Origin of the sequence: Microcoleus sp. PH2017_12_PCY_D_A, assembly GCF_020738565.1 — a bacterium.
GTDB lineage: Bacteria > Cyanobacteriota > Cyanobacteriia > Cyanobacteriales > Microcoleaceae > Microcoleus.
In genome coordinates this window covers 70,111-95,423 of the sequence record NZ_JAEQCI010000044.1, presented here as the reverse complement: position 1 = coordinate 95,423, position 25,313 = coordinate 70,111, and the positions used below count along the sequence as shown (strand labels likewise).

The window sequence follows — 25,313 nt, the reverse complement described above, 5'->3', positions numbered from 1 at the left end:
CTGGTTTCTGAACAATAAATATAGGTTTCAGCGCGATATTTTTGCCAGAAACCGGGTTTCTTTAGTCGCGTGCGTAAGTCTTCAAGATGTCAGGAGAACCGCATAATTTATGCGATCGATAAACTTCATACATCAATAAACTTCCTGCTACGCCGAGATTCAGAGAATCTGCTGCACCTAGCATCGGAATCCGCACCAAATCCTGGCAGAAATCCCGCTGCTGCTGAGTCAGCCCCTGACGTTCTTCGCCCAGGAAAAGTACAGTCGATCGAGGATAATCAAAGGAATGAAAATCCGCACTTCCGTCAGGTGACGCACCGATGGCGCGGCAGCCGTGACGGCGCATCCAGCAGCCCAAGGCCCGAAAGTCCGTGCGGACCAACTTCTGGGCGAACAGCGCGCCCATTGAGGCCCGCACCGCATCCGCATCAAACGGATCGCCCCGCCCTCCGACGAATATGAACCCAGCACCGCCCACTGCTTCCGAAGTGCGGATCAATGTCCCCAAATTACCTGGCGATCGCACGTTTTCCACAACTATCCAGCACAAGCCGGCTTGGGGCGAGATATCGTCCAATTTAGACCATTGCTGGCGGACGATCGCGCCCACACCCGAAGCGCGATCTGTTCTGCAAACGCGCCGGTATTGTTCGGGAGTGATAGAGATAGTGGGAATTCCGCATCGGCGGGCGCTGCGTACCATTTTGCGGGCCAGCGGGGCGATCAGCAATTTTTCGCTGAACAAAATTGCTGAAATCTCGAATTTGCGATCGATTACCTGCACAAAATTCCGAACGCCTTCGACATAAAACAGGCTGTGGCGATCGCGGTAGGTGCGATCGAATTGGAGCCTTTCTACTCTAGCCAGGGCAGCCTCAACCTCTGACCGAGCGGGGCTGGTACTAAAGGTTCCAGCCATCCTCCTTCTGTGGAGCCATTTGGCTCTCTACAACCGAGATTTGAATTGACATAAAATTGCTACAGAAATATCTCTGTAGAACTCAACTTTGTTAGTTATAACACGTCGGGCTGAGTTCAGCTATAAATTGTTAAAAACAGATAATTTTAGGATAGAAAAGCGATTTATACAATCTTGTTTAGAATAAAGGTATAGCAGTTCTCAAGTGTGGTGAGGTATGCCCCATACCCTAGACCCCATGCCCTAGACCCCATGCCCATTCGTATATCAATCTGTTTAGTTAAAGATGAGAACACAAGAGAAAAAGCAAGTCAAGCTCATTGATTTTAGCCGAGAACCGACATCAGATTTTCTGCTACCTCAGCCTGCTTTGCTGAAAAGTTCGGGATGGGGAAATATCCATTTTGAATTGCACGAACAACCCAAGTTTGACACTCCCGAACATCAAGCTACTTGGCACGTTATTGCTCATTGTCCGCCTTTTTGCACATCAAAATCGCGATCGGGCGATCGCTGGTTGGATGGAAAGTTGAAAACAGAAGCGCGGAATGAGGGTGACATTGCGATTGTTCCGGCGGGTATTTCCCACCGCTGTATCTGGAATATTTTATCTCAGTTTACGATTGTGGCGATCGATCCAGCACTCCTGGAACAAGTCGGTCAAGATTTGGTCGATCGCGATCGCATTGAACTCATCCCCCATTATATGACTGAGCAAGATCCTCTGCTCCAAGGTATTATCGCGGCCTTGAGAGGCGAAGTAGAATCAGCCAAAATTGGCGGTTATTTGTTCGTTGACAGTCTCAAAACCACATTAGCGATTCACCTGTTACGAAAATATTGCACCGCGCCACCGCAGCCCAGAAGCTACGCGGGTGGATTATCCAAAGCAAAGCTGCAACAGGTAACGGAATATATCGCAGAAAATCTCGATCGAGAAGTAAAGTTAATTGAGCTTGCTGCGATCGCCCAAATCAGTCCGTATCACTTTTTACGTTTGTTTAAAAACAGTCTCGGCATGACACCGCATCAGTACATTTTGCAGCGTCGGATTGCCAAAGCTAAGTATCTTTTACTGCAAAGCGAACTCAGTATTGCAGAAGTTGCCGCCGCTGTGGGTTTTTGCGATCAAAGTCATTTGACTCGATATTTTAAGCGGATTGTTGGGGTGACGCCGAAACAACTTCTGCAAGGTTGAAACCTGCGGCAAGCTTCATTAATCTGATAATTAGTTTATTTGGCAAAACTCGGATAAAGCGTTGCCATCCCTTGCGGTTCATGGCTGTATTTCCCACTTTGCGAAGGCGTGTATGTCTCGTTATACAAACAGAGGCTATCGGGATTTTTCACCACAAACTGCATCATCCGCCGATGGGCTTCACCTCGGAAAAACTGTTTCAGATCGGCTTCTGAGCGCCAGTAACTCACCATAATCACTTCCTTGGGCCCACAAATTCCTGCTTTCATTTGCACGCAGCCTTCAGCTTTAGCAGTCGAAGTGCCGATCCACACTAGATTTTTCCACATCCAGAAAAACCCCGCGCGATCGCGTGCCACAAAGCCGTTGACAAACACCACTGCTTCCGGGCGATCGGGCAAATCGATCTCGTAAATGGAATATCTGTTTGCATTTGCCATCTTCAGACTCCTTGACAATCTTGCTATCTGTAATTGGTTTATTCAATCTCATGACTATTCACTAAATTGAATATAAAATCTATGGTATATTCAATTTAGTGAATATGTCAACCCCTAGCTTATGTCTCTTAGCTATGCCATTCTGTCAGTCTTAGTAAGCGCCCCCAGCAGTGGCTACGACCTGGCCAAGCGCTTCAATCCCTCTGTGGAAGGATCGGTTGGTTTTTTTTGGAGTGCCAGCTTCCAGCAGATTTACCGAGAATTGAACCGCCTGGAAGAAAAGCAGTGGCTGCAAGCCGAATCCGTACAGCAGGAAAATCGACCAGACAAACGTGTCTATACCGTGACGGGATTGGGCAAACAGCAGTTGTGTCAATGGATTGCTGAGTCGGAAGAGATGGCCGCAATCAAGGATGAGTTGCTCGTCAAACTCTATGCTGGGTATTTGGTGTCTCCTCAGATAATCGCGGCAAAACTCGAAGCGCACCGCCAGCAACATCAGCAGCGATTAACGATTTATCAACAAATTAAAACCCAGGAATTTACAAATCCCCAAAAGTTGTCAAACAGCCTAAAATTTCAGTACATGACGTTACTGCGCGGGATTCACTACGAAACAGGCTGGCTAGCTTGGTGTGACGAGATCCTGCTGTTGCTGCAATAAGTGCAAGGCGAAGGCAATAATTTACTAAAATTCTGCAACTTTCTCCTAGATTCCTGACTGGTAAATTTTCTAAAGTGTTAGCAGCAGTTTCGCAACCTAGAAAGATGATCCAAATTGAACCGACAAATATGACTTTCCCTCTCTGGGGTTTAGTAATTTTCATTTTGTGGACGATCGCAATTGTCATCGCCCTCATCGCAGTCAGGATTCGGCATCTATCTGCGGGCGGATCTCCCAAAGATTTCGGCACACCAAACGATGAAAGCTTGCTGTGGCGACTATTTCGAGTACAATCCAACTTGATAGAAAATCTGCCTTTGTATTTGGGAGTTGTTTTTCTGCTAACAGTTAGGGGCGTCTCTGGAACAGCCGTAGATTCGCTGATTGTCGCGTACATCGTATTTCGGCTGGTGCATTCAATGATTCACATCGCCGGCCTCAATCCCATGTTTAGGGTATGGAGCTTAGGGATTCAGTTAAGTTGCTTGGTAGCCTTAATTGTGATGGCAGTTTTGTAGTTGATGAATCACGCAATTGGCACCTATTATATTGTAGGGTGCGTCAGAGGCAAACTCTAATTGTTGGCACAAAGTCTCAATCTGACGCACCTTGCAAGTCCGTCGATCGCTTTCTGGGCACCCCTGCGTCAGATGTGTTAAATATTGAGCGAGCTGATTTCTTAACATAAATGGTAATCTTTTTAATATTTAACAGTTAATTTTCCGCAATACCGCTGACAACTGCTGTATCAAAAGGCTAAGCTAGCTACAAGCTTAAACTTCCTTTTCTAGAGACAAACCGCAGCCAATTTCACTCGCCTTTTAACTATGGCAAAAGAATTAGCAATAGACACTCGCGGACTTACCAAACAATTCGATCGCCATATAGCCGTCAATGACATCGACTTGCAAGTCGCCGCCGGGGAAATCTGCGGGCTGATCGGCCCCAACGGTGCCGGCAAAACTACCTTGCTGCGAATGTTAGCCGCCGCCGAAGAACCGACTACAGGGGAAATTTACATCAACGGCAGTCCCTTGTTGCGCGATCGATCTAACCCCACTCTCAAACAGCACATCGGCTTTCTTCCCGATGACTTTCCCCTTTACGACGATCTGACTGTTTGGGATTATTTAGATTACTTTGCCCGATTGTACAACTTGCGGCAACCCAAGCGCCGAGAACGCATCTATGCAGTTTTAGAACTCGTGCAATTAACCAACAAGCGCAACAGCTTAATTTCTACTCTGTCGCGGGGGATGAAACAGCGCCTGAGTTTGGGCCGCACTATTATTCACGAACCGCTGTTGCTGCTGTTAGATGAACCAGTTTCCGGTTTAGATCCGATCGCGCGATCGCAATTTCGCGAAATCATCAAAGCTGTGCAGCAAGGCGGCATGACCGTAGTCATATCATCCCACGTTCTCAGCGATTTAGCGGAACTTTGCACCTGGGTAGGGATTATGGAATTGGGCTATCTTGTCGAAAGTGCCCCTTTGCAAGAACTTTACAAACGCCTCGGAAAACAGCAAATTGTCATGGCAACTTTGGGCAATATAGAAGCGCTGACATCCGAACTCAAAAACTTTCCTTGGGTTGAAAGTTGGGAAATATTGCCGGAAACTCAGCAGGTATGCGCTCATTTTTCAGGAAACCGGGAAGATGCGGCGAATTTACTGCGATCGCTCGTCAACGCCAACATTCCCCTCACAGAATTTCACTGCACCCAAGAAGACTTAGAAACCATCTTCCTGAAGATGGGACACAAACAAGCATCTTAAATAGTCCTGGACGGACGGGCGGTCAGAAACCTGGTTTTTATCAAAATCTTTCATCCGAGCCACCAGATTCAGCAAAAAACCCGGTTTCTGCGGTCAAAATGCGTCCCAGACTATTAAATTTCCTGAGTTCCAATTGTTCAATCACAACTCAAAACAATTACCTATGACTCTCAACTTGCTAGACACAATCGGTAACTGGAATTCCCAGTTATTTCGAGAACTTAAAGGCCGCCTGAAAATTGGGCATATTGCGATCGCCAGCGTCCTTTCCCTCAGCAGTCAACTGGTGCTGTTTTTGTCTTGGAGCAGCCAGATACCCGTTGCTCCTCCTGTCGGTGAGTACAAGTACCCCACTCATCACAGATTCTGCACTGGATTTGCTGGCAATGCCACAGGTGATGGAACCAAGTGCATCCAAGATGCGGCAGGAAATTTCATCATTAACTGGCCCTCTTGGTGGCTAGAAATATTCGCTTACCTGAGCCTATTTAGTGCGATCGCACTTTTAGCAGTCGGCACTTATATGCTTGTGAGCGATTTAGACAAAGAGGAACGCCGCGGTACACTCAACTTTATTCGCCTCAGCCCCCAATCTGCTACCACAATTTTTCTCGGCAAAATTCTCGGAGTCCCAATCTTACTGTATCTCGCAGCAATTCTGGCTTTACCGCTACACATTTACAGCGGATTAGCAGCTCAAATACCTCTGCACCATATTTTATGTTTCGACATAGCAATGCTAGCTAGCTGTGCTTTATTCTACAGCGGCGCAATGCTATTTGGCTTAACAACCAGTTGGTTGGGAGGGTTTCAACCTTGGCTGGCTAGTGTTGCGGTTTTGGGTTTTATTACCACAGCTTTTAATGCACCTTCAGTCGGAAATTCTGCGGATTTACTAACATTTTTGTCTCCGGCTGCTGTCCTGAAACAGGTAATTGATCGAGTTAATAAGTCATCCCATTCTAACCTTAACTGGTTAATTGGAGAGTTCGATCGCCTGGAATGGTTTCATTTGCAGATTGGCAAAAATTTTGTGTCTTCTACCGCCTTATCTTTATTGATCTGTGCAGTGGCAACCTACTGGATGTGGCAGGGATGGCAGCGTCGCTTTCCCAATCCCACCGCTACTGTTTTGAGCAAAAAGCAAAGTTATTTGCTGGTGATGTGCTATCAGTCAATAATTTTAGGATTTGCACTCCAATCAAATAGGTACTCGCTGGACACTATCGCCTTTTTATTAATTCCAAACTTGATGGTGTTTTTAGCTTTAATTGCAGCTTTAACACCGGAAAGACAAGCTTTGTATGATTGGGCGAGGTATCGCAGACAAATAGTTCCCACTAGGAGTCAGAAGTTGTGGCGCAAATACCCCATTCTCGATTTGATTTGGAGCGAAAAAAGTCCAGCATTAGTTGCAATAACAATCAATCTCCTCAGTTCGACAGTCATATTAACACCTTGGCTGCTGGTGAATCCCAACGCTTTTCGCTGCATGATTTTGTTCGTAAATATCATTTTGATTTACGCCACAATCACCCAGCTATTCATGTTTGCAAAAATCCGAAATCAGGCAGTTTGGGCGACTTGTACAGTCGGAGGCGCTATCTTTTTACCACCACTTATTTTATCTATGCTTTCCCTCTACCCAGCAAAAGCTCCTTTCATTTGGATGTCTGTGGTATTTCCTATCTTTGGATCATCTGGTTTGAGCGAGTCAATACATACTATTTTGCTCTCGATCCTGGGCCAGTGGACTGTGTTGGTGCTGCTGAATTTGCAATTGAGGCGGCAACTCCGTATCGCAGGGGAATCGGCATCTAAAGCTTTGCTGAAGGCTTGAAAAAATAAAAAGGCGGTTGAAACCGCCTGCTATTTTGGAAATTGTCGGACGTTTCATATCAATTTCGGTTATAGACTTAGGTACGTTGTTGCGCTTGAGCGCTCTTTCCTGATATTTATGAAGAGCGCTCAAGCGCAACAACGTACCTTTATTCTGATATTCTGAAGCACTTATCAGCTAACTATACTTGCGGCCGCGCCACTGGGTAGGCTGATTTAAGGCAGAAATGAGAATTCGCAAAAACGCCAGCGGATCGGCTAAAGGTGATAGCCAAAACAGCCATTTACCCGATGCTTGAGTTCGATCGTAACTCGGAGCGATCGCAAAACACAAAGCCGATCGCACTGCAACCAAAAATACATTCAATCCCCACAGCCCAAACTGCGGAAACACGCCCACCCCAGGCACAGAACCGGATAGCAAATACCACAGGACGATCGGCACCGGCAAACCTTGAACCGCCAATAACAGCCACAAATCGCCCCAAATTTGAGCGCTAGAAGCAGCATCTTTCAAATCGAGCGATCGTCCCCATTCGTTCCAAGTCTCGATCGCCCCCTCATACATCCGCACCTTCAGCACTTTCGCCCCGTCCAAAAAGCCCACTTTAAAGCCCTTAGCAGCAGCATAGCGAGCCAAGGTCACATCATCGCAAAAAGAACCTTTTGCGACTTCATAGCCCCCTAAAGCCACCAAAACCTCGCGCTTGCAGAGGAAACACTGACCGTTTGCCATCACCCGTTCCGGCACATCGCCGCCAGTTCCCGTGGGGCCGAAGCGATAAACCAAAGTCATTAACAGCGCAGGTTGCAGCCACAACTCGCCCGGATACTTGAGGATAAACTGCGGCGATAGCGAAATCAAATCGTAATTTCCCGCAGCAGCAGTTTTGAGCAAACTTGCGATCAAACCCGGATGCGGCTGAGTATCCGCATCGATGCCCAAAATCCACTCGCATTTCTCGGAACTTGCCAAAAAACCCCAATTCAGCGCCCACGGACGCCCCACCCAACCAGCAGGTAACGGATCGTCGTTAATTAAGCGAAACCGGGGGTCTTTTTGGGCGGCAGTTTTGACTAAATCTCCGGTTCCGTCTACCGAATAACTATCAACAACCACAACTTCTCGGAGCTCGTAACTTTGGCGGCTCAATCCTTCCAAACAAGGCGCAATTCTCTCTGCTTCGTTCAAAGTTGGTACCACCGCAGTACAAGCACCCAACAAGTCCAGCGTCGGCGAATCCGGTTCTAGGGGCGGGATGCGCGAGGGGCCTTTGATTAATCGCGACATTAAAAGGGCGGCGGCGGGTAATTGTAGCAGCAAAAGTGCGGCAGGGATGATGATTGTCAGGAGATTTGAAATATTGGGAGAAATCATATCTATTTTAGATTTTAGATTTTAGATTTTAGATTTTAGATTTTAAATTGAAGAATTGGGAATAACCATTGATGTCAATTTAAAAAATTTAATCAACTTTTGATATCATGTCCTGTCGATTACCACAACACAAATCGTCCGCAAAAGCGGACTTTAGTCCGCAACAATTGAGCGGACTAAAGTCCGCACTACGAACCTTACTTATTGCGGTTAATTGACAGGACACGATATGACCTCAAACATATTACAGGAATTTGGCATGAAAATATAGTTACTGAAAAACCCGGTTTATTGTCAAAACCGGGTTTTAAAATTAGCTCAAAATTTCCTGTAAATTTTTGCCAAATCAGCCGCGATATCGTGTCCGCTCGATCGCCACAACAAAAACGGTCCGCAAAAGCGGACTTTAGTCCGCTCAATTGTTGCGGACTAAAGTCCGCTTTTGCGGACGAAGATTATTGCAGTCAATCGATCGCAAACGATAGGATTCATCATTAACGGCTTACTTCCGCAAAGCGCCTACGCGCTGAGATGGAATTTCAGCTTTGAGAGCAGATTCTAAAGACGGAATCGCTTCTGTTACGTCATCTGCTGCGGGTTTAGCGATCGAGCTTAGGACGATCGCCGGAACTACACCCAGAAGCACAGCTAGGGATGTTGGGAACCAAAACCGAGAATCCAAGGAAGTGACAGTGATAATCGCTCCGAAAGCAAAGTTTACCAAATAAACAATTAACGGCAAACTCAATTGGGATCGCTCTAATTTAATCGAAGTTTTTCTCCACAAGAAAGCTGCTACAGACATAAACACAGCCCCCGTGCCCATCCAGCCGGCCAAATTGCGGTAAGGCATCCCAAAGAAAGCGCCAAGTTCCTCAAACTCCCAAAAAGGCACAGAAGTTTGACTCATCGCCGGATCTAGTACAAAATCCCAAGCTGTCAATAATAAAGCGCCAAGGGCGATCGCGCCTATTTGGCGCACCCAGTTCAGTTCGCCTTTACCGCCCGCCACTCCAGCGCGAGCAATTATATATGAAACCAGTCCTAGATAAAACCACGACAGGGGAATTGTAAACGGCACCAGCCCTGCAACTTTATAGCCCAAACCGCTCAAATAGTGGTAGTGGCCGAAGGGAAAACCCGTACTCGTCCCCAACAACTCGCTACTCAAAGATAAAAACACCGAAGGCACCAAAAATGCCAGAGTTGCACCCGAGCCCAATGTCCGAAAGGCATAGAGAGCAACCGCCGCTGCGCCAAAAATGATATAAACTACTCCACCCCCAGCCATCCCCCACTGGAACAAAGTTTGTCCGGCGGGCGGTAAATTCATCACCAATTCGGGACGGGGTAAAATCAGCAGCAACCCTGCCAATCCAAAGGCCATTGACAAGACGTGGGCTATCAAGCAAAAGCGCTCAGCCATCAAAAGTTGCTTCATGGGACTCCTCGAAAAAATATCAGATGCAGAAAGCACTCGTTACAGTTTACAATTTTTTACAAAAAAATGGGTCTAAAGCCCCGTCCTTATAGGACGGCTTTTGTTTTAACAAGCGTCTTGACGTTTGGTAAGGATGTTGTATACTGGAACAGGAGGATGCAAACAAATGTTAAACCTAACCTACGAATACAAACTTAAACCAACAGCAAAACAACTAGCCATATTTGAAAACTGGCTAGAGCAATGCCGTCGCGTGTATAACTACGCGCTGGCAGAGCGCAAAGACTGGTTTAAGTCTCGTAGTTGTCAGGTTAACGCTTGTTCGATCCGTTCTGAATACATTATCCCCGCCGATACACCCCGCCCCACCTATGCCAGTCAGTGCAACGCACTAACTGCATATAGAAAAACTAGCGAGACGTTGCAGTCCGTACAATCGCAAGTATTGCAGCAGACACTAAAAAGATTAGAAAAAGCTTTTGTTAGTATGTGGGAGCAGAATCACGGTTTTCCTCGCTTTAAAAAAGCAGGAAATATGCGCTCGTTTGTCTTCCCACAGATGGGGACTAACCCCATCCAAAATCAAACAGTAAAGCTTCCTAAAATTGGCGTGGTTAAATTCCATCAATCACGTCCGCTCCCTGATGGTGCAACCATCAAACAAGCAAGGGTAGTTCGCAGAACTAGCGGTTGGTGCGTGATGTTGACCTTGCAATGGAACGTATCAATCCCAAGTATTTTGCCTCACGGTGAAGGGCTGGGAATTGATGTTGGGTTGACTAATTTTATTGCGATTTCTAATGGGCTTTTAATCAAACGCCAGCGATTTTTTATTGACGCGCAACGCAAGCTTAAATTGCTGCAACAGCGCGTCAGTCGAAAAAAGCTCGGCTCAAACAATTGTAAAAAAGCTCAGAAGAAAGTCGCCAAGCTGCACGAATATATAGCCAATAGCCGAAAGGATTGGCACTGGAAATTGGCGCACCAAATTTGCCAAGACGCAGGCATGATATTTGTTGAAGATTTAAACCTAGTTGGGCTATCTAAGGCAATGTTAGGTAAGCATTGCCTGGATGCGGGATGGGGGCAATTCTTCACGATATTGGAGCAAGCTTGTTTTAAGCACGGCGTATTTTTTCAGAAAGTTAGCGCCCACAAAACAAGCCAGATTTGCCCTAATTGCGGCGTTGAAACAGGTAAAAAAGAATTGTCAGAGCGCGTTCACTCGTGTTCGAGTTGCGGCTATACGACGGATAGAGATGTGGCAGCAGCGCAAGTAGTTCTAATTAGAGGACTTGCAGCCGTAGGGCATACGGTCAAGATGCTTTCTGAGGGTAAATTCGTTGGAATCCCCGTGACGAAAGAATCCTCGTCCTTATAGGACGGGGAGTGTCAAAAAAAACCAACACGAACTCGGCATCGGCATTTTCCCAAGATTTGCGCCCAAGCCCGAGAAACCTGGTTGCTGATTGATTGGGACGGGCTTTCCGGCCCATCTCACAAAGGTTGTGTTTTCTGCTTGGGACGGGCTTTCCGGCCCATCCCACCAAGATTTATTCTTGCTTGTGGGACGGGCTTTCCGGCCCGTCCGAAAAGTTGTTCCTAGGCGAGGGAAAGCTTATAGATACTGGTGTCCAGGCGAAGAACCAATGACAGTTGACTGCTTCCCTGTCAACTGTCAACAGTCAATTGTCAACTTATTGCCAATTCCCCACCAGTACGAAAGGCGCCCAGAAATAGGGATTTTGATAGTCTGGGTTTTGCAGCAGGCTTAATTGAGCGTTGCGGAGGGCTTCAGCTTTGCTGGCTTTAGAAGCAGCAAGCTGCCGGTAAAACTCAGTCATAAAAATAGCTGTAGATTCGTCGTTGACTTGCCAAAGGGTGGCGACTGTGCTGCGGGCGCCCGATCGAATTGCGGCGCCTGCTAAACCCAATGCCGCCCGGTTATCGCCGGAAGCAGTTTCGCAAGCACTCAGTACCAAAAGCTCGATCGGCTGTTGTTTTTCCCCAGTGCGCGATCGCAAAAGTCGATCGAACTCCTTAACATTCACTTTCTGATCCCAAGTCACAATAAAAGTATCCGCCGCATTCGAGCTAAACTGACCGTGAGTTGCCAAATGGACGATCGGGTAAGACAAAGCTTTAATGCGATCGTGCAACTGCGCGCTGACAAAATCTTGATTCAGCAGCCCACTCGCCGGCATCTGGGCTGAAATTTGTTCGAGTTCCTGTTTCACCCCCGGCAAAGCCGAGAAGCCTTGACGCGATTCCGACAAGCCACCAGTCAGCACTTTTAACTTTACTTGACTCAGCGGTTTCGGTGCCAGCAATTGCAATCCCGGCGCCAAAGCAATACTGTATTTTTCTACCAAAAACTTTTCGCCATCGTGGAGCACCCCCATCGGCAGATTTCGCAAGTAACCGTCGAGTACAAATACCAGCGTTTTAATCCCGCTGGCAGTCAAATCGGCTTCTGCGGGGCGGATTAACCAGTCGTAAACCTGTTGAATAGGTGGGAACCTGTCGCGCACAAAAGCAGAAGGTCTGATGGTATTTTTGGCTACTCTGAAGGCAGTTTCTAACTCGGCTTGAGACTTCTTAGTCGTATAGCGGCGCAGGGGCTTGCCGGGAATTGACAAAATTACCTCCAAACGATCGCTCAAAATAATTGGATAAATCACCGCCGCCGCCGGATCGATTTCCTCGATCGACTTTGGTTTAGCATCAGCACAAGCATCGCGAAAAAAGTTATCCAATTCCGCCAACTGCAAAGATTCCACCGTTTGGCGAGCCAGCTTTAACTTATCTTGACTCGGGGATTCATCTTGCAACAGCAGCCCGACTAATTCCCGATAAACCGGTTCGGCACTTTCCCGAAACGAAAATTGCACTTCGGGATTGACTGTCACCAAATCGCCGCGCAGAGAAGACAGTACATTTACAGCTTGAGTATATTGAGCGATCGCCCCTTCTGTATTCCCCTGAGCTTTCCGAATCCGTCCGAGTTGCCACAATAATTGATAGGCAATATCGGGAGATTGAAACGCCGGTGCCAAACTCAAAGCCTCAACAGTCAAAGTTTCAGCCACAGAATACTGTTGTTTGAGTTCGTAAACCTTGCCCCTAGCTCCTAGAATATAAGCTTGTATGCGCTTGTCGCCCAAACGGTTTGCCGATTCCACAGCCAAGGAAAGCATTCTATCGATATCGCTCAAACCAGGAGTACCGATTAGTAATTTATCCAATTTAATCAAAGTTTGTGCTAGATTAATTTGAGCATAAAGCCCAGCACGATTGGAGGTAAATTGAGCGACTTGAGGTTCAAGAGAACGCCACAAAACCTTGGCTTCCGAAGCATTTTGGCTGTCTGCCAACATACTCAACTGATTCAACTTCGCCTGCATCCCGATAGTTGATTTCTCCGGCATCCCCTCTGCCGATCGAGCATAATATTCTAAGGCAGAGCGTTCTAAATCAGCCCGCTGTGGCGTTTTCAAACCCGGTTTATTGCTTTTCGCCCGTTGAGTATTGCCTAGATTTAGATAAATTGCCGCTTCCTCTTGTCTCAGACCCAAATTGCGGGCCGCTTCCAGTCCTGTTAATAACAATTCATTGGAACGTTCGAGTTGTCCCAAAACCCGCAGCACTCTGCCTAAAGCATTAATTACCCGAATGTTTTCCGAAGAAAATGATTGATTTTTCAAGCTTGCCAAACCTGCGGGCAAAACTTCGCAAGTTTTGTTTTCCAGGTTCAAAGAACCTAACAAAATTTTGCAAGCTCTGGGGTAAAGTCCGAGAGTTTCCCAAGCTCGACTTTGATTGATTTGAACTTGCACAAGTTGCTTTTTGCTATCAATTTGCTCGAAGATTTTAGCAGCTTGCGTCCAAATGTCGATCGCATCAGGAGTCTGCCCCCTTTCGAGTTTAATCTGTCCTTGAATGTTGAGAATTTCCGCCCAAATCCGCTGCTGTTCGGGAGTTTTGGGTTGCGCCCGCACTACGGACAAACTCGAATTCACAGCTTGTTCTGCTGGTTCCCAAAGCGCCAATTGCCCGTAGGTTGCAGCTAAATTGCTCAAAGCCGTAGCGCGATCGAGATTTTGACCTTTTGCCTCAAATTGCGCCGCCGCTTGCTGTAACAGCGGTACAGCTTCCGCAAAACGTTCCGCAGCGTACAGAGTTCGAGCTTGTCGGACAAGCTGCACTCCCTGTGGTGACTGCATCTGAGCAACTGCGGGAGGAACCGCCACGGCTAGCAGACAGGATATCAGAAATAATAGAATTGCTTGTCGGAGCGATCGGGTAAATTTCATATTAAAGCACTTGTAGGAAGAGAGGGAGAAGATTTGGCGAGTGGGAAATAGGGCATTAAAATACAATACGCTTGGGTGATAATTGTCATTGCGAGGAACGCTCTTCTTTCGCGATCCGTAGGAAAGCAATCGCCGAATCTATTTTTCACATGGCTTTTACTCTCTGGGCGGTCTGCTCTGAATTGTATTGCATTAAAATAGACAATTTAAATTCAGTACACTTTACATCACTTAGGAATGAAAATTTAATAACTTCCACAACGAAAGTGGGATGGGCGGGAGAGCCCGTCCTTTTTGCACGGGCTCTCCCGCCCATGCCACAATAACCATTAAAATTGTAAGTTATTGACAGGAACGATCCTTATTACCAATTACCAATTAATCCGGCTTTATCCGCCGTAAAAAATATCTTCTCAGCGCGGCGGACAAACAGAATTCGATCGAGGATTGCGAGAGTCAGCAGCATTACCCGGATTGTATCCAACCAGCGTCACCTCCCCATTCGCATTCACCACCCAACCGCGCGCCGGAATAACTTCCCGAGCTTTTTTTTCCCTTTCATCCCTCTTGCTTCTATCCATTACATCCGTTAAATCCGTTCCAGAATCCGTTGCCGAACTGCCTTCCACCCACGGAAACGGCGTTTCTGCGGTGCCCAGAGAGTCATTGGGGCTGGGCGGCACTCCCCCCCGACCAGTAACGGTAAACTCGTTTTCGGCCCCTTCGATGCAGGGATTAGCCGCAATTAACGCCGCCGGATTCACCACATTTTGCGGCAATTCTACCAAACCTTGAGCGGGATTCACCCCAGAAGAACGAAAAGTAACAGTACCTTGCAAAGCCGGGCCCCCACTTTGGGAAATGGCGGCGATATCGCTACTTTTAAGCAGAGAAGTAGGACTGACTTGCAGGGCTGCAAATTGCGCGTCACTGAGATTCAACCGGCTTCTGACTTGTTCGCGGCCGACTGCTGCAAAGCCCAAGACATTCGGGACATTGACATTGACGCGGCCGCCGGCTGCGGTGCGGGCGTTGGCTGTGATGTCGCTGTTTTCTTGCGGGAGGGCGAGCAAAGTATTGCTATTAATATTGATATTGCCACCTTCAGAATTGCCCGCATCGGTGGTAATTCGGCTCCCGCGACGCAATTGGATGTCTTGTGCTTGCAGGTTAATATTTGCTCCGACACCGGATGCACTTCTGCCATCAATGCTCGCTTTGTTGTCAAGGGCGATCGAATTTGCGACAACATTAATATTACCAGCCCGCCCGGTTCCCAAAGCTTGCACCGTCACATTGCCTTCATTGCGGACAATCAATCTATTGACATTCAGGTTCACCGAACCTGCATTTGCCGTAGCATTGGGATTATCACCCGTCGCCTTGCCAACGGAAGCATCAATAGAACTGTTAAAACGAGGATTACCTAAACTACCATTTATTTCGATGCGATCGGCATTAATCGTAATATCCCCCACGTTTCCTTTACCCGAAGAATTAGAAGAAATGAAGCCCCCATCCCGCAGAATCAGGTTTCGCGTGTCAATGCGGATATCCCCGGCCCGGCTAGAACTAATTGTTCCCGAAGAAAAAGCACTAGCAACTTGATTCCCATTGCTCAAAACTTCAGAAATACCTGCAATTTCGACTGATTCGCTAGCCCTAACAGTTAAGTTTCCTCCGGGCCCCCCATTGGTAGAGAAGATAACTCCGCCAACTGAAACACCGCTGCCCAATGTGAACGCGGAGCCCCCAGAAAGACTCAGCCGTTTTGTATCGATAGTGATATCTCCCGCCTTTCCGCTAGAACCGATGGTAAGCGTGCTGATCCCGCTTGCGACAGCAGTTCGAGAAATGGTGTTGGACAATTGTACCGATTCAGCAGCTTTAATTGTTATATTTCCCGATCGGGCAGCGTTGTAGCTAGTGCTGGCGAGAATAGCACCATCGCGCAGGATCAATCTTTGGACATCAACAGTGATATTTCCTGCAGCACCGGTACTCCCTTTCGTTGTTGCGTTGTTGCTCCCAGAACCCTGCATCTCAAAAGTATTCGCACGGATGCTTAAATTTCCACCATTTCCAGCACCAAAAGCTAGGCCGCCAAATACTGCCCCATCCCGCATCAGCAGGCGTCCAGTATCGATTTTAATGTCTCCGGCTGCTCCAGCGCCAGCAGTAGCATTAAGCAAGACAAATTGCGGATTTAATGGGTCAATTAGTCCCGATGCCAGATATTTAATTACAATTTGTTGAAAGCCCTCAATTCCCAGCCCGCTCATTTCTATTGCGTGCCGTTTTGCACTCGCAACTTTTGGGCGTCTATATCGATACCTTTACCATCAATATTTCCGAAGGTAAGCGCATATATTCGCGCCGCGCCCAGACCGACATTTCCACCTTTTATCTCTACTCTACCGCCACCAGTTCCACTGGTGTTAATCAGCGTGCCATTGGATATTTGAATATTGCCATAATTTTGAATATTGCCATAATTTAAACTTAAACTCCCCTGCTGTGGACTCGATGTTTGTGCCAAATTTACTAAACCGGGACTGGCTGTGCTACCGAGCAAAATTTGTCCGCCGCTGGCGGTTAAATTGCCGCCGGGAATTTGGATGTCGCCGCCAATTAGTGCTAAAGTTTGACCCTTGTCTACGGCTAAACCAACTCGCTCTGTAATTGGAATCGCTACGGGAGTTGCTGCTGGGAGATTGACTGTTCCTGTAGCTGTGGATTGATTGACAATTGCACCGGGATTGTCTCTAAATCTGAGACCGACGGGAATATTAACTGTTAACAGCGGGGCTGTTTGCCCTGTGGTGCTGCTGAATTCAAAGCCGTTATTAAATACAACACTATCAGCAGTTGAAGCGACAAATGAACCGCGCAAATCTAACTGAGCGTTGGGACCAAACACAAGTCCTCTGGGATTAATTAAAAATAAATTAGCATTGCCTTGCACTCCCAAGGTTCCTAAAATCTTGGAAGGATTGCCGCCAGTAACGCGGGTAAAAATGTTAGAAACTGCGCTGGGATTTTCAAAATAAGCTCCTCGCCCTTCACCGATGTTAAATTCTCGAAAACTGTGAAATAGATTAGAGCCGCGAGTGGCGCCGCCAGCGATCCTATCTGAGGGTAAATTGTTGATTGTATCGGAAACTGTACGCGAACTTTCGGCGCCTAAAGTGCTGTCGGGGATGATTTGACCCAGTACACTAACGGGAAACAGACACAAGTAAAAAATAGAAAATAATATCATGTTCGGTCGATTTACCGCAACAAGCAAGGTTCGTAGTGCGGACTTTAGTCCGCTCTTGTTCTGCGGACTAAAGTCCGCACTACGAACCGTTTTTGCAACAAGCAAAGTTCGTAGTGCGGACTTTAGTCCGCTCTTGTTCTGCGGACTAAAGTCCGCACTACGAACCGTTTTTGTTATAGTAATCGACCCGAAACGATCGCAAAGGTAAATCGCTCTTGAAGTATAGTATTTGTCTCGGTCTTTGAGTTCGTTAATCTTACATAATTGCCCGAAGTAGAGATATTGGAACAGCATAATTAACCTTTTGTTAGCTGACATTCGGCAAGAAATTTTGAAACATAAGCTGTGTTTAGGTTATCGAGGCTGACAAACAGAATCAGGACGCCTCGTGCGCTGTGGAAATTGACCCGCAGCTTCCGCAGCCACCAGCGTAACTTCCCCTTTCTCATTCACCACCCAACCGATCGCGGCAACAACTTCCCGAGTAGTTTTTTCCCCTTCTTCCCTTCTTCCTTCCTCTTCCCTTCTTCCTTCTTCCTTCTTCCTTCTTCCTTCCTCTTCTATTTCTATCCACGGAAACGGTGTTTCTGCGCTAGCCAGAGAGTCATTGGGGCTGGGCGGCACTCCCCCTCGACCAGTAACGGTAAACTCGTTTTCGGCCCCTTCGATGCAGGGATTAGCCGCAATTAATGCAGCCGGATTCACCACATTTTGCGGCAATTCTACTAAACCTTGAGCGGGATTCACTCCAGAAGAACTAAAAGTAACAGTACCTTGCAAAGCCGGGCCACCACTTTGGGAAATCGCGGCGATGTCGCTACTCTCAAGCAGAGAAGTCGGACTTACTTGCAGGGCTGCAAATTGCGCGTCACTGAGATTTAACCTGCTTCTGACTTGTTCGCGGCTAGTTGCACTAAAGCCAAAAACATTCGGGACATTCACATTCACGCGGCCGCCGGCTGCGGTGCGGGCGTTGGCAGTAATATCGCTGTTTTCTTGCGGGAGGGCGAGAAGAATGCCGCTGTTGATGTTGATATTGCCGCCGTCAGAATTGCCTGCATCGGTGGTAATTCGACTCCCGCGGCGCAATTGGATGTTTTGTGCTTGCAGGTTAATATTTGCTCCTGTACCCGATACTGTTGTGCCGTCAATTCTGGCTTTGTTGTCGAGGGCGATCGCATCTGCGACAATATTGATATTACCGGCGCGCCCGGTTCCTGTAGCCTGTACCGTGACTGTAGCTCCATTTCTGACAGTTAGCCGATCGCGCGCCGTCAAATTCAACGAACCCGCATTTGCTGTAGCATTAGGATTAGTGCCGAATGTCTTGCCAACCGAAGCATCGATCGTACTGACAAACAGACCGTTATTGCCGCTGCCGCTGACTAAAATGCGATCGGCATTCACAGTAATATTCCCCACATCTCCCCTACCCAAAGAACTCGTAGAAACTATCCCCCCATCCCGCACAGTTAGGCTGGGCGTATCAATCCGAATATCCCCGCCCCGACTAGAGCTCAAAGTTCCAGAAGTCAGCCCGCTAGCATTCTGAACTCCGCTGGTCAAAAGTGGAGAAATGCCTGAAATTTCTACTGATTCAGTAGCTTTAACCGTTAAGTTTCCAGCAGGCCCTCCCTCCTGGGAAAACAAAAGCCTGCCAATCAATACACCCGTTCCTAAAGTAAACGCAGAACCCCCAGAAAGACTCAACCGCTTCGTATCAATATTAATATTTCCCGCAGGGCCGGTAGAGCCGATACTCAGCGTGCTAATTCCAGTGGATACAACTGTTCTCGGGCCCCTGTTAGATAATTCCACTGATTCCGCAGCTTTAACGTTAATATTCCCCGACGGGCCGCTGCTGTAGCTTGTCGTCCCCAGAAGAGAACCGTCGCCCATGATTAATCGATTGACATCAATAGTCATGCTTCCTCCTGCACCGGTACTTTCTTTTGCAGTCCCGTTGTTGACTCCAGAACCCACCATCTCAAAAGTATTGGCGCGAATGATTAAATTTCCGCCCCTACCACCGCCAAAAGTAATCCCGCTACCAACTACCCCATTATTGAACAGCAGAGTAGGAGTGTCGATCGTCATATTCCCCCCCGAACCAGCACCAGCACTAGCATTAAAGAACGTAAATAGCGGGTCAAACGGGTCTGTAGTTCCCGATACCAGATATTTAATTACAATTTGTTGATAGTTGCGTGCCGTTTTGCACTCGCAACTTTTGGGCGTCTATATCGATACCTTTACCATCAATATTTCCGAAGGTAAGCGCATATATTCGCGCCGCGCCCAGGCCGACATTTCCACCTTTAATTTGTACTCTACCGCCACCTGTTCCACTGGTATTAATCAGCGTTCCATTGGATATTTGAATATTTCCAAAGTTTTGAATATTGCCATAATTTAAAGTAAGATTACCAGGCTGGGAAACACCGGGGGTTAGTGCCAAATCTACTAAACCGGGACTGGCTGTGCTACCGAGCAAAATTTGTCCGCCGCTGGCGGTTAAATTGCCGCCGGGAATTTGGATGTCGCCGCCAATCAGTGCTAAAGTTTGACCCTTGTCTACTGCTAAACCAACTCGCTCTGTAATCGGAATCGGTACGGGAGTTGCTGCTGGGAGATTGACTGTTCCTGTAGCTGTGGATTGATTGACAATTGTACCGGGATTGTCTCTAAATCTGAGGCCGACGGGAATGTTAATCGCTAACAATGGGACTGCATTAGAATTAGCAGCACTAAATTCAAAACCATTATTAAACACAATACTGTCAGCACTGGAACCAATAAATGAACCGCGTAAATCTAACCGCGCATTCTGACCAAAAATAAGTCCTCTGGGATTGATTAAAAATAAATTGGCATTGCCTTGCACGCCCAAGGTTCCTAAAATATTTGAGGGTTGTCCGCCCGTGACGCGGGTGAAAATATTAGCAATCCCGTTAGGGTTGACAAAATATGCTCCTCTGCCTTCACTGATGTTAAATTCTCGGAAACTGTGAAATAGATTTGAGCCGCGAGTGGCGCCGCCAGTGATTCGATCTGATGGTAAGTTGTTGATTGTATCGGGTACAAGGCGCGAACTTTCGGCGCCTAAAGTGCTGTCGGGGATGATTTGGGCGATCGCGCTAACGGGATAAAGCCACAAAAAGGCAAACAGTAGGGAGGAATGGAAGCGAGGCATAAAAAAACTCCTAAGTAGCTGAGTGGGAAAATACACAAGCAGTCAAACAGCGAGCGATTTTGTGCGCGACGCTCGATTAACCCCAATAAGATTCGTCTGCAAAAGCGGACTTAAGTCCGCAGCTTTTTGCGGACTTAAGTCCGCACTACAAACTGTTTTTTTTATTGTAATCGAGAGGATAAAGATTATCGGTATCAGCTCATCTAATTCATCTAAAGTGTTTGAACTTGGCTGCTGAGTACAATTTGCTCTACAGTAATTTCCAATTCTGGAAAAGTTTTAGAGATAATCCGTTCATTATTTCTAAAACTTTGAACTGCATAGCGGTCATTTTCCAAAGAGTAAACAAAAACTGTAGGAACTTTGGGATTGCCGAGATACGCCCGAGAAGCGATCGCCAAATAGTCCACAATCCAATACTCAGCAATGCCGAGCCGTTGATACTCATCTAGCTTGTCCACATAGTCGTCTTCCCAGTTGGTTGAGGTAACTTCTACTGCTAATTGGATAGGTTCGATTAGAGCTCCGCAACCGAGTGCATTGCTGTTCCATACTGACGCCTTAACTACGCCTACATCGGGATTCCTGCCTTGCTCTTGTCCTGAAGCTTTTACGGTTCTGATAACTATATCTTTGTCAACAATATAGTCAAGTCCCAAACGATCGCTTTCTCTGTAAAAAGACTGCACTAGATATCGTGACACATTTTTATCGGCTCTAGTTGATTCGACTTTGACAATCTCTCCATTTACAAGTTCGTAGATGCCCGATCCGTCTGGGTAGTTTTGCAGAAAGTCTGCAAATGTTAGTTTAGTTTTTGTCTGAACCATAAGACAAGCCCTCTTGTATTAACTAGGTGATATTTGAGACATGGTTCGTAGTGAGGACTTTAGTCCGCATTTGGAGAGGACTGAAGTCCTCACTACGAACTTATTTTATGGTTAGAAAGCAAAGTAATTAATCCGGAAGTAAAGGCCTTTTTCTTGGAAAGTTCGATCGCCTCCTCGAGCATTTATCAAAGGAATACCGTAGTCGAGACGCACATTCAACCGATCGCCCATTTGCCAAATTACGCCCACACCCGCACCCAGCAGTTTGTCAGAATCAGCATTCGCTTTTTCTCCTGAATTGTTCCAGCCTACCCCAAAATCCACAAACGGAGCGACTTGCAACAATCCATTGACTTTCGGCACGCGCCACACCGGGATTCGCACTTCAGCACTGGCGATCGCACCGCTATCAGTTAACAGCAAATCTTGCCGGTATCCGCGCACGCTTTGCACGCCGCCGATCCCGATTTGTTCGAGGGAAAGCAGCGGGCGATCGGCGAATTGAATGTCGGAACGCACTATCAGCAAGGTTTCCGGCCCTAGCAGCCGCACGTACTGCGCTTGTCCGCGCCACGCGAGGAAGCGGCTGTCAGGGCCGCTATCGTTCGCAGTAGCGCCCAAAAAATTGGTACCGAGGGAAAATTGCGATCGCGCTGCGATCACTTGTCGGGTATTTCGCTGCACGTATTCCTGAAAAAACCGCACCGCCGAAACCCGCGTTTCACCGCGATCGTTTGCTCCCGCTGACAGCGCAAATCTTTCTCCCAAAAGGAATGTGTCGCTTTCTTGCCGCGAAATAGTTACTCCCGCAGCTAAAGTGCGATCGGGCTTTTCGACGATCGGCTGGCGGTAAGTTAACTCGTAAGTCCGCGATTTCCCCTCGATTTCGGCAGGATCAAACGGTTCCTCGATGACATTAGTGTTCGCAGCACTCGCAGCAAACCGAATCGTGCCGTTGCGCGCGTTGACGGGGACTGTGTAGCTGCCGTTGAATTCGTTGCTGCCGTCGGTGTTAGCGTAGGATAGCTCTAATCCGTCGCCCAAACCGAGCAAATCTGCTTGATTTATCCGCACGCCGCGCCGAAAACTGCCGACGCTGGGCGATCGGTTGTTGTCTAGAAAAACTTCGCCGCTGAGGCTGTCTGCTTCTTTGATCCGCACTTCCAAACGGCTGTTTTCCGGGCGGCTTCCGGCTTGCAATTCGGCGGAAATATTGGCAATTAAGGGGTCGAGTTGCAGCATTTGCAAGGCTTCTAGCAGGCGATCGCGATTCAGCGGCCGCCTGGTGACACGTTCTAGGCGCGATCGCACGTAACTTGCATTTAAACGCCTGTTTCCACTAATCTGAATTTCATCTAATCCGCCTTCGACAATCCGAATTTTCACGACGCCTCCTTCTCTGGGAAAGGTTTGGTTGGCGGGGATTACAGCGCCGGAATTGATGTATCCTGCTGCTACGTATTTTTGAGTCACTGCCGCTTCTGCTGCGATCAGTTCGGCAAAGGTGATGGGGCGCCCCGCAAACTGTTGCGTAACTTCTGCGAGTTCGCGATCGCTAAAAGCTGTGTTTCCCTCAAATTCAAAGCGCGAGACCCTAATTGTACCCGGAATCCCCGGTCTGGCATCGCCGGGAACGGGTGTTGGGGGAGTTGGTTGGAGGGGAGACGGCGGAGGAGGTTGCGGGAGTGTTGGTGCAGGTAATTCTGGCTCTCTGGGTTGAATTGGGTTGGGCAGTTGGCTCAGTTGCGAATCTCGATTTGTGCCGGTATTTTCTTCTAGCTTTTTACCCGGGTTAGAAAGCTCGGTTGCTTGAGTTTTTGTGTCAAATGTCCGATCGACCCTATTGGCAACTTCTGGCTGCAATTCGGGAGTTTCCGCAGGTAGAATAGGTGCCAAAGTCGATCGATCTGACTCAGTGGCGGGCAAGTCTTCGGGGGTCTCGAGATTCGTGTCGTTGGTTCGCAAAGCGCGATCGGCTCCGCTATTGACTGTTGCCAAATTCTCAACATTTGAAGTCAAAATTTCAACGTTGCTCGCGGATGTTTTCGCCGGTTTTCCCAACCAAACTAAGCCAAAGATTCCAGCAATTAAAAATATTTTTTGCGATCGACAGTTCATAGGATATAATTATTATCTCGCTGGATTGGGGGAAAATATTTTAAGGAACCCGCGCACCCTAAACTAACAATTAATCTTAACCGAAAAAAAGGCAACACCGGGCGCTGCCAAGAATTTCCCAACGGCTAAAAACCAAAAAGTCGATCGACCTTTTGGTTCATCCGCCAAAACTTACGCAGCAACCGGATGCAGATCCGCAAAAATATCTTTGACAGTTGACAGTTGACAGTTGACAGTTGACAGTTGACAGCATACAGGTTGACAGTTGACTTGACGAAAGGAGGGAGACCTCTACCGGAAAGGAAGAGGAGTCGAGCAATCAATCGTCTTTTTTTAATTTCTCCCTACAAGGCTTGGGGATTTAAACCAATTTTTCCTGGTAAGGAATGAGAATTAAATAACTTAGGAGCGCGAATTAAATAACTTAGAATTTTAATTATTGTGGGATGGGCGTCCCGCCCGTCCTTTAAAGACGGGCGGGACGCCCATCCCACAAACTACAGGTTTGTAGTGAGGACTTTAGTCCGCAAGAAGAAGGACTGAAGTCCTCACTACGAACCTGATTTTGAATTATGCAGAACGCCCTGCACTCGCAGCACCCATTGCAGCTCCGTCAGCCAAACCCACCAACTTAGCGCTCAACTCCCACATCCGCTCACCTTTCTCATCATCGCGCGCCTGGGGCGAAACCTTCTGCACAAAAGACTTACCATCTTTTTTCTGGCGGTTTCCCCAACTCCAATAAGCGCCAGATTGCTTGTATTCTGGATCCGCAACCACCATCGCCAGCCTTTCCCCCGCCAACTCCTGCGATACGTAACCGCCGGTGATATTCTTCTGAAATAGCGGGAACAGTTTCTGAAATAAAGGATAGTGATTGCGGAAAAGCGGCGTATCCGCCACGCATCCCGGATACAGCGAAGTGAAATTAATCCCCGTCGATTCGTGAAAGCGGCGGTGCAATTCCCGCATCGTCAGCACGTTGCAAACTTTGCTATCTTTGTAAGCCTTGACAGGTTCAAACTGCTTGCCGTCAACCATCGAAACCGGGTCTTTGAAACCCGCTTCAAAACCCTCAAATTTGCCCAAATCCGGGCGCGGCGGAATCTTCCCGCCCAACTCGTCTGGATTGTGAGTCACTGTTCCCAAAATCACGATTCTCGCATCTTGATAATACGAAGGTTTCATGCACTCCATCATTAGATTGCACAGCAGAAAATGACCGAGGTGATTGGTAGTCATCGTCAACTCGTAACCTTCAGGGCTCCGCAGCGGTTCCTTAATCAAAGGCATATAGATAGCTGCGTTGCACACCAAAGCGTCTAGAGGCCTGCCGCTTGATTTGAATTCCCGAGCAAAGCGGCGCACGCTTTCCAAATCGCCCAAGTCAATGTGCATAATTGTGAAACTGCCTTGAGGTATGCCCAACTCTTGGGCGGCGTCTCCGGCCTTACGCACGTCGCGACAGGCCATGACTACCTGCCATCCTTTGTCTGCAAGGGCTTTGGCGCCGTACAAGCCGACGCCGGAGGATGCGCCGGTGATGATAACCGTTGACTTGTGATTTTGTGCCATTTTCTTAAAAATGCTTGGCTATTGATTATTTTGGGGCATCTCAAAAGCTGAGCTAGTGGCTCGGATTTTTTGAGATCCCTTCAGGTTAATAGGATAGGCCCAAATGTTCTGGATCTCAACTTTCTAGATTGCCGATACTTGGCACATTTTCCGAAATTCGAGAGATGAGTTCGTAGTGCCGACTTCAGTCGGGAAAAAATTTCGTAGTGCCGACTTCAGTCGGGAAAAAATTTCGTAGTGCCGACTTCAGTCGCAGCCGGAGTGCATTTTGCGGACTTAAGTCCGCACTACAAACCGTTTTTGCGGACTTAAGTCCGCACTACAAACCGTTTTTGCGGACTTAAGTCCGCACTACAAACCGTTTT

General features: G+C 47.6%; 16 protein-coding genes and 1 pseudogene. 6 read left to right on the top strand and 11 right to left on the bottom strand.

Translation table 11 applies throughout. From position 1 onward, the window contains the following. Positions 1-61 precede the first annotated feature (61 nt). Entirely contained in the window at positions 62-919 is an 858-nt protein-coding gene (locus JGK39_RS14320; protein WP_293245787.1) for an RNA methyltransferase, read from the bottom strand. Positions 920-1,205: 286 nt separating this feature from the next. Between JGK39_RS14320 and JGK39_RS14315 the strand changes: the two genes are divergently transcribed. Beyond that, positions 1,206-2,117 (top strand): AraC family transcriptional regulator, encoded by a 912-nt coding sequence (locus JGK39_RS14315; protein ID WP_293245789.1) that lies wholly within the window; start codon positions 1,206-1,208, stop codon positions 2,115-2,117. 35 nt (positions 2,118-2,152) lie between these two features. Here JGK39_RS14315 and JGK39_RS14310 read toward each other — a convergent pair whose 3' ends face one another. Continuing rightward, positions 2,153-2,557 carry a DUF4188 domain-containing protein gene (locus JGK39_RS14310; RefSeq protein WP_293245791.1) on the bottom strand — a complete coding sequence of 135 codons (405 nt, stop codon included), beginning with the start codon at positions 2,555-2,557 and terminating at the stop codon, positions 2,153-2,155. Between the two features lie 121 nt (positions 2,558-2,678). Between JGK39_RS14310 and JGK39_RS14305 the strand changes: the two genes are divergently transcribed. The 4 genes from JGK39_RS14305 to JGK39_RS14290 all read left to right on the top strand — a co-directional run bounded on the left by JGK39_RS14305 (position 2,679) and on the right by JGK39_RS14290 (position 6,839). Continuing rightward, positions 2,679-3,221 (top strand): PadR family transcriptional regulator, encoded by a 543-nt coding sequence (locus tag JGK39_RS14305; RefSeq protein WP_293245793.1) that lies wholly within the window; start codon positions 2,679-2,681, stop codon positions 3,219-3,221. Between the two features lie 74 nt (positions 3,222-3,295). After that, positions 3,296-3,739 carry an MAPEG family protein gene (locus JGK39_RS14300; RefSeq protein WP_293308609.1) on the top strand — a complete coding sequence of 148 codons (444 nt, stop codon included), beginning with the start codon at positions 3,296-3,298 and terminating at the stop codon, positions 3,737-3,739. Between the two features lie 309 nt (positions 3,740-4,048). Then, positions 4,049-4,999 carry an ABC transporter ATP-binding protein gene (locus JGK39_RS14295; protein WP_293296646.1) on the top strand — a complete coding sequence of 317 codons (951 nt, stop codon included), beginning with the start codon at positions 4,049-4,051 and terminating at the stop codon, positions 4,997-4,999. Positions 5,000-5,162: 163 nt separating this feature from the next. Beyond that, positions 5,163-6,839 (top strand): hypothetical protein, encoded by a 1,677-nt coding sequence (locus JGK39_RS14290; RefSeq protein WP_293296644.1) that lies wholly within the window; start codon positions 5,163-5,165, stop codon positions 6,837-6,839. A gap of 177 nt (positions 6,840-7,016) precedes the next feature. Here the strand turns inward: JGK39_RS14290 and cruG are convergent, their stop codons facing one another. Together cruG and cruF are read right to left on the bottom strand one after the other, a co-directional pair. Next, positions 7,017-8,216 carry a 2'-O-glycosyltransferase CruG gene (cruG, locus tag JGK39_RS14285; protein ID WP_293245801.1) on the bottom strand — a complete coding sequence of 400 codons (1,200 nt, stop codon included), beginning with the start codon at positions 8,214-8,216 and terminating at the stop codon, positions 7,017-7,019. A 502-nt stretch (positions 8,217-8,718) separates the two neighbouring features. Beyond that, a complete protein-coding gene (cruF, locus tag JGK39_RS14280) occupies positions 8,719-9,657 on the bottom strand; it encodes a gamma-carotene 1'-hydroxylase CruF (RefSeq protein ID WP_293245803.1) in 939 nt (312 codons plus the stop codon). 166 nt (positions 9,658-9,823) lie between these two features. On the opposite strand from cruF, the gene JGK39_RS14275 reads away from it, so the two are divergent. Continuing rightward, positions 9,824-11,038: a transposase gene (locus JGK39_RS14275; RefSeq protein ID WP_293245805.1), complete on the top strand. Its 1,215-nt coding sequence runs from the start codon at positions 9,824-9,826 to the stop codon at positions 11,036-11,038. Positions 11,039-11,354: 316 nt separating this feature from the next. On the opposite strand, the gene JGK39_RS14270 is transcribed toward JGK39_RS14275, so the two are convergent. The 7 genes and pseudogenes from JGK39_RS14270 to JGK39_RS14245 all read right to left on the bottom strand — a co-directional run bounded on the left by JGK39_RS14270 (position 11,355) and on the right by JGK39_RS14245 (position 24,948). Beyond that, positions 11,355-13,970, bottom strand: coding sequence for a CHAT domain-containing protein (locus tag JGK39_RS14270; protein WP_293245807.1), 2,616 nt, complete (start codon positions 13,968-13,970; stop codon positions 11,355-11,357). A gap of 413 nt (positions 13,971-14,383) precedes the next feature. Then, complete coding sequence (locus JGK39_RS14265; protein WP_366515975.1) at positions 14,384-16,252, bottom strand: hypothetical protein; 1,869 nt, start codon at positions 16,250-16,252, stop codon at positions 14,384-14,386. Positions 16,253-16,254: 2 nt separating this feature from the next. Further along, positions 16,255-17,232: a filamentous hemagglutinin N-terminal domain-containing protein gene (locus tag JGK39_RS33590; RefSeq protein WP_366515973.1), complete on the bottom strand. Its 978-nt coding sequence runs from the start codon at positions 17,230-17,232 to the stop codon at positions 16,255-16,257. Between the two features lie 420 nt (positions 17,233-17,652). Continuing rightward, positions 17,653-20,425 (bottom strand): annotated as a pseudogene (locus tag JGK39_RS14260) (filamentous hemagglutinin N-terminal domain-containing protein); the annotation flags it as partial. Between the two features lie 212 nt (positions 20,426-20,637). Continuing rightward, on the bottom strand, positions 20,638-21,255 hold the full coding sequence (locus JGK39_RS14255; protein WP_293245809.1) for a Uma2 family endonuclease: 618 nt from the start codon (positions 21,253-21,255) through the stop codon (positions 20,638-20,640). Positions 21,256-21,366: 111 nt separating this feature from the next. Then, positions 21,367-23,373 (bottom strand): ShlB/FhaC/HecB family hemolysin secretion/activation protein, encoded by a 2,007-nt coding sequence (locus JGK39_RS14250; protein WP_293245811.1) that lies wholly within the window; start codon positions 23,371-23,373, stop codon positions 21,367-21,369. Between the two features lie 570 nt (positions 23,374-23,943). Further along, complete coding sequence (locus JGK39_RS14245) at positions 23,944-24,948, bottom strand: protochlorophyllide reductase (RefSeq protein ID WP_293296641.1); 1,005 nt, start codon at positions 24,946-24,948, stop codon at positions 23,944-23,946. Positions 24,949-25,313: the final 365 nt, after the last annotated feature.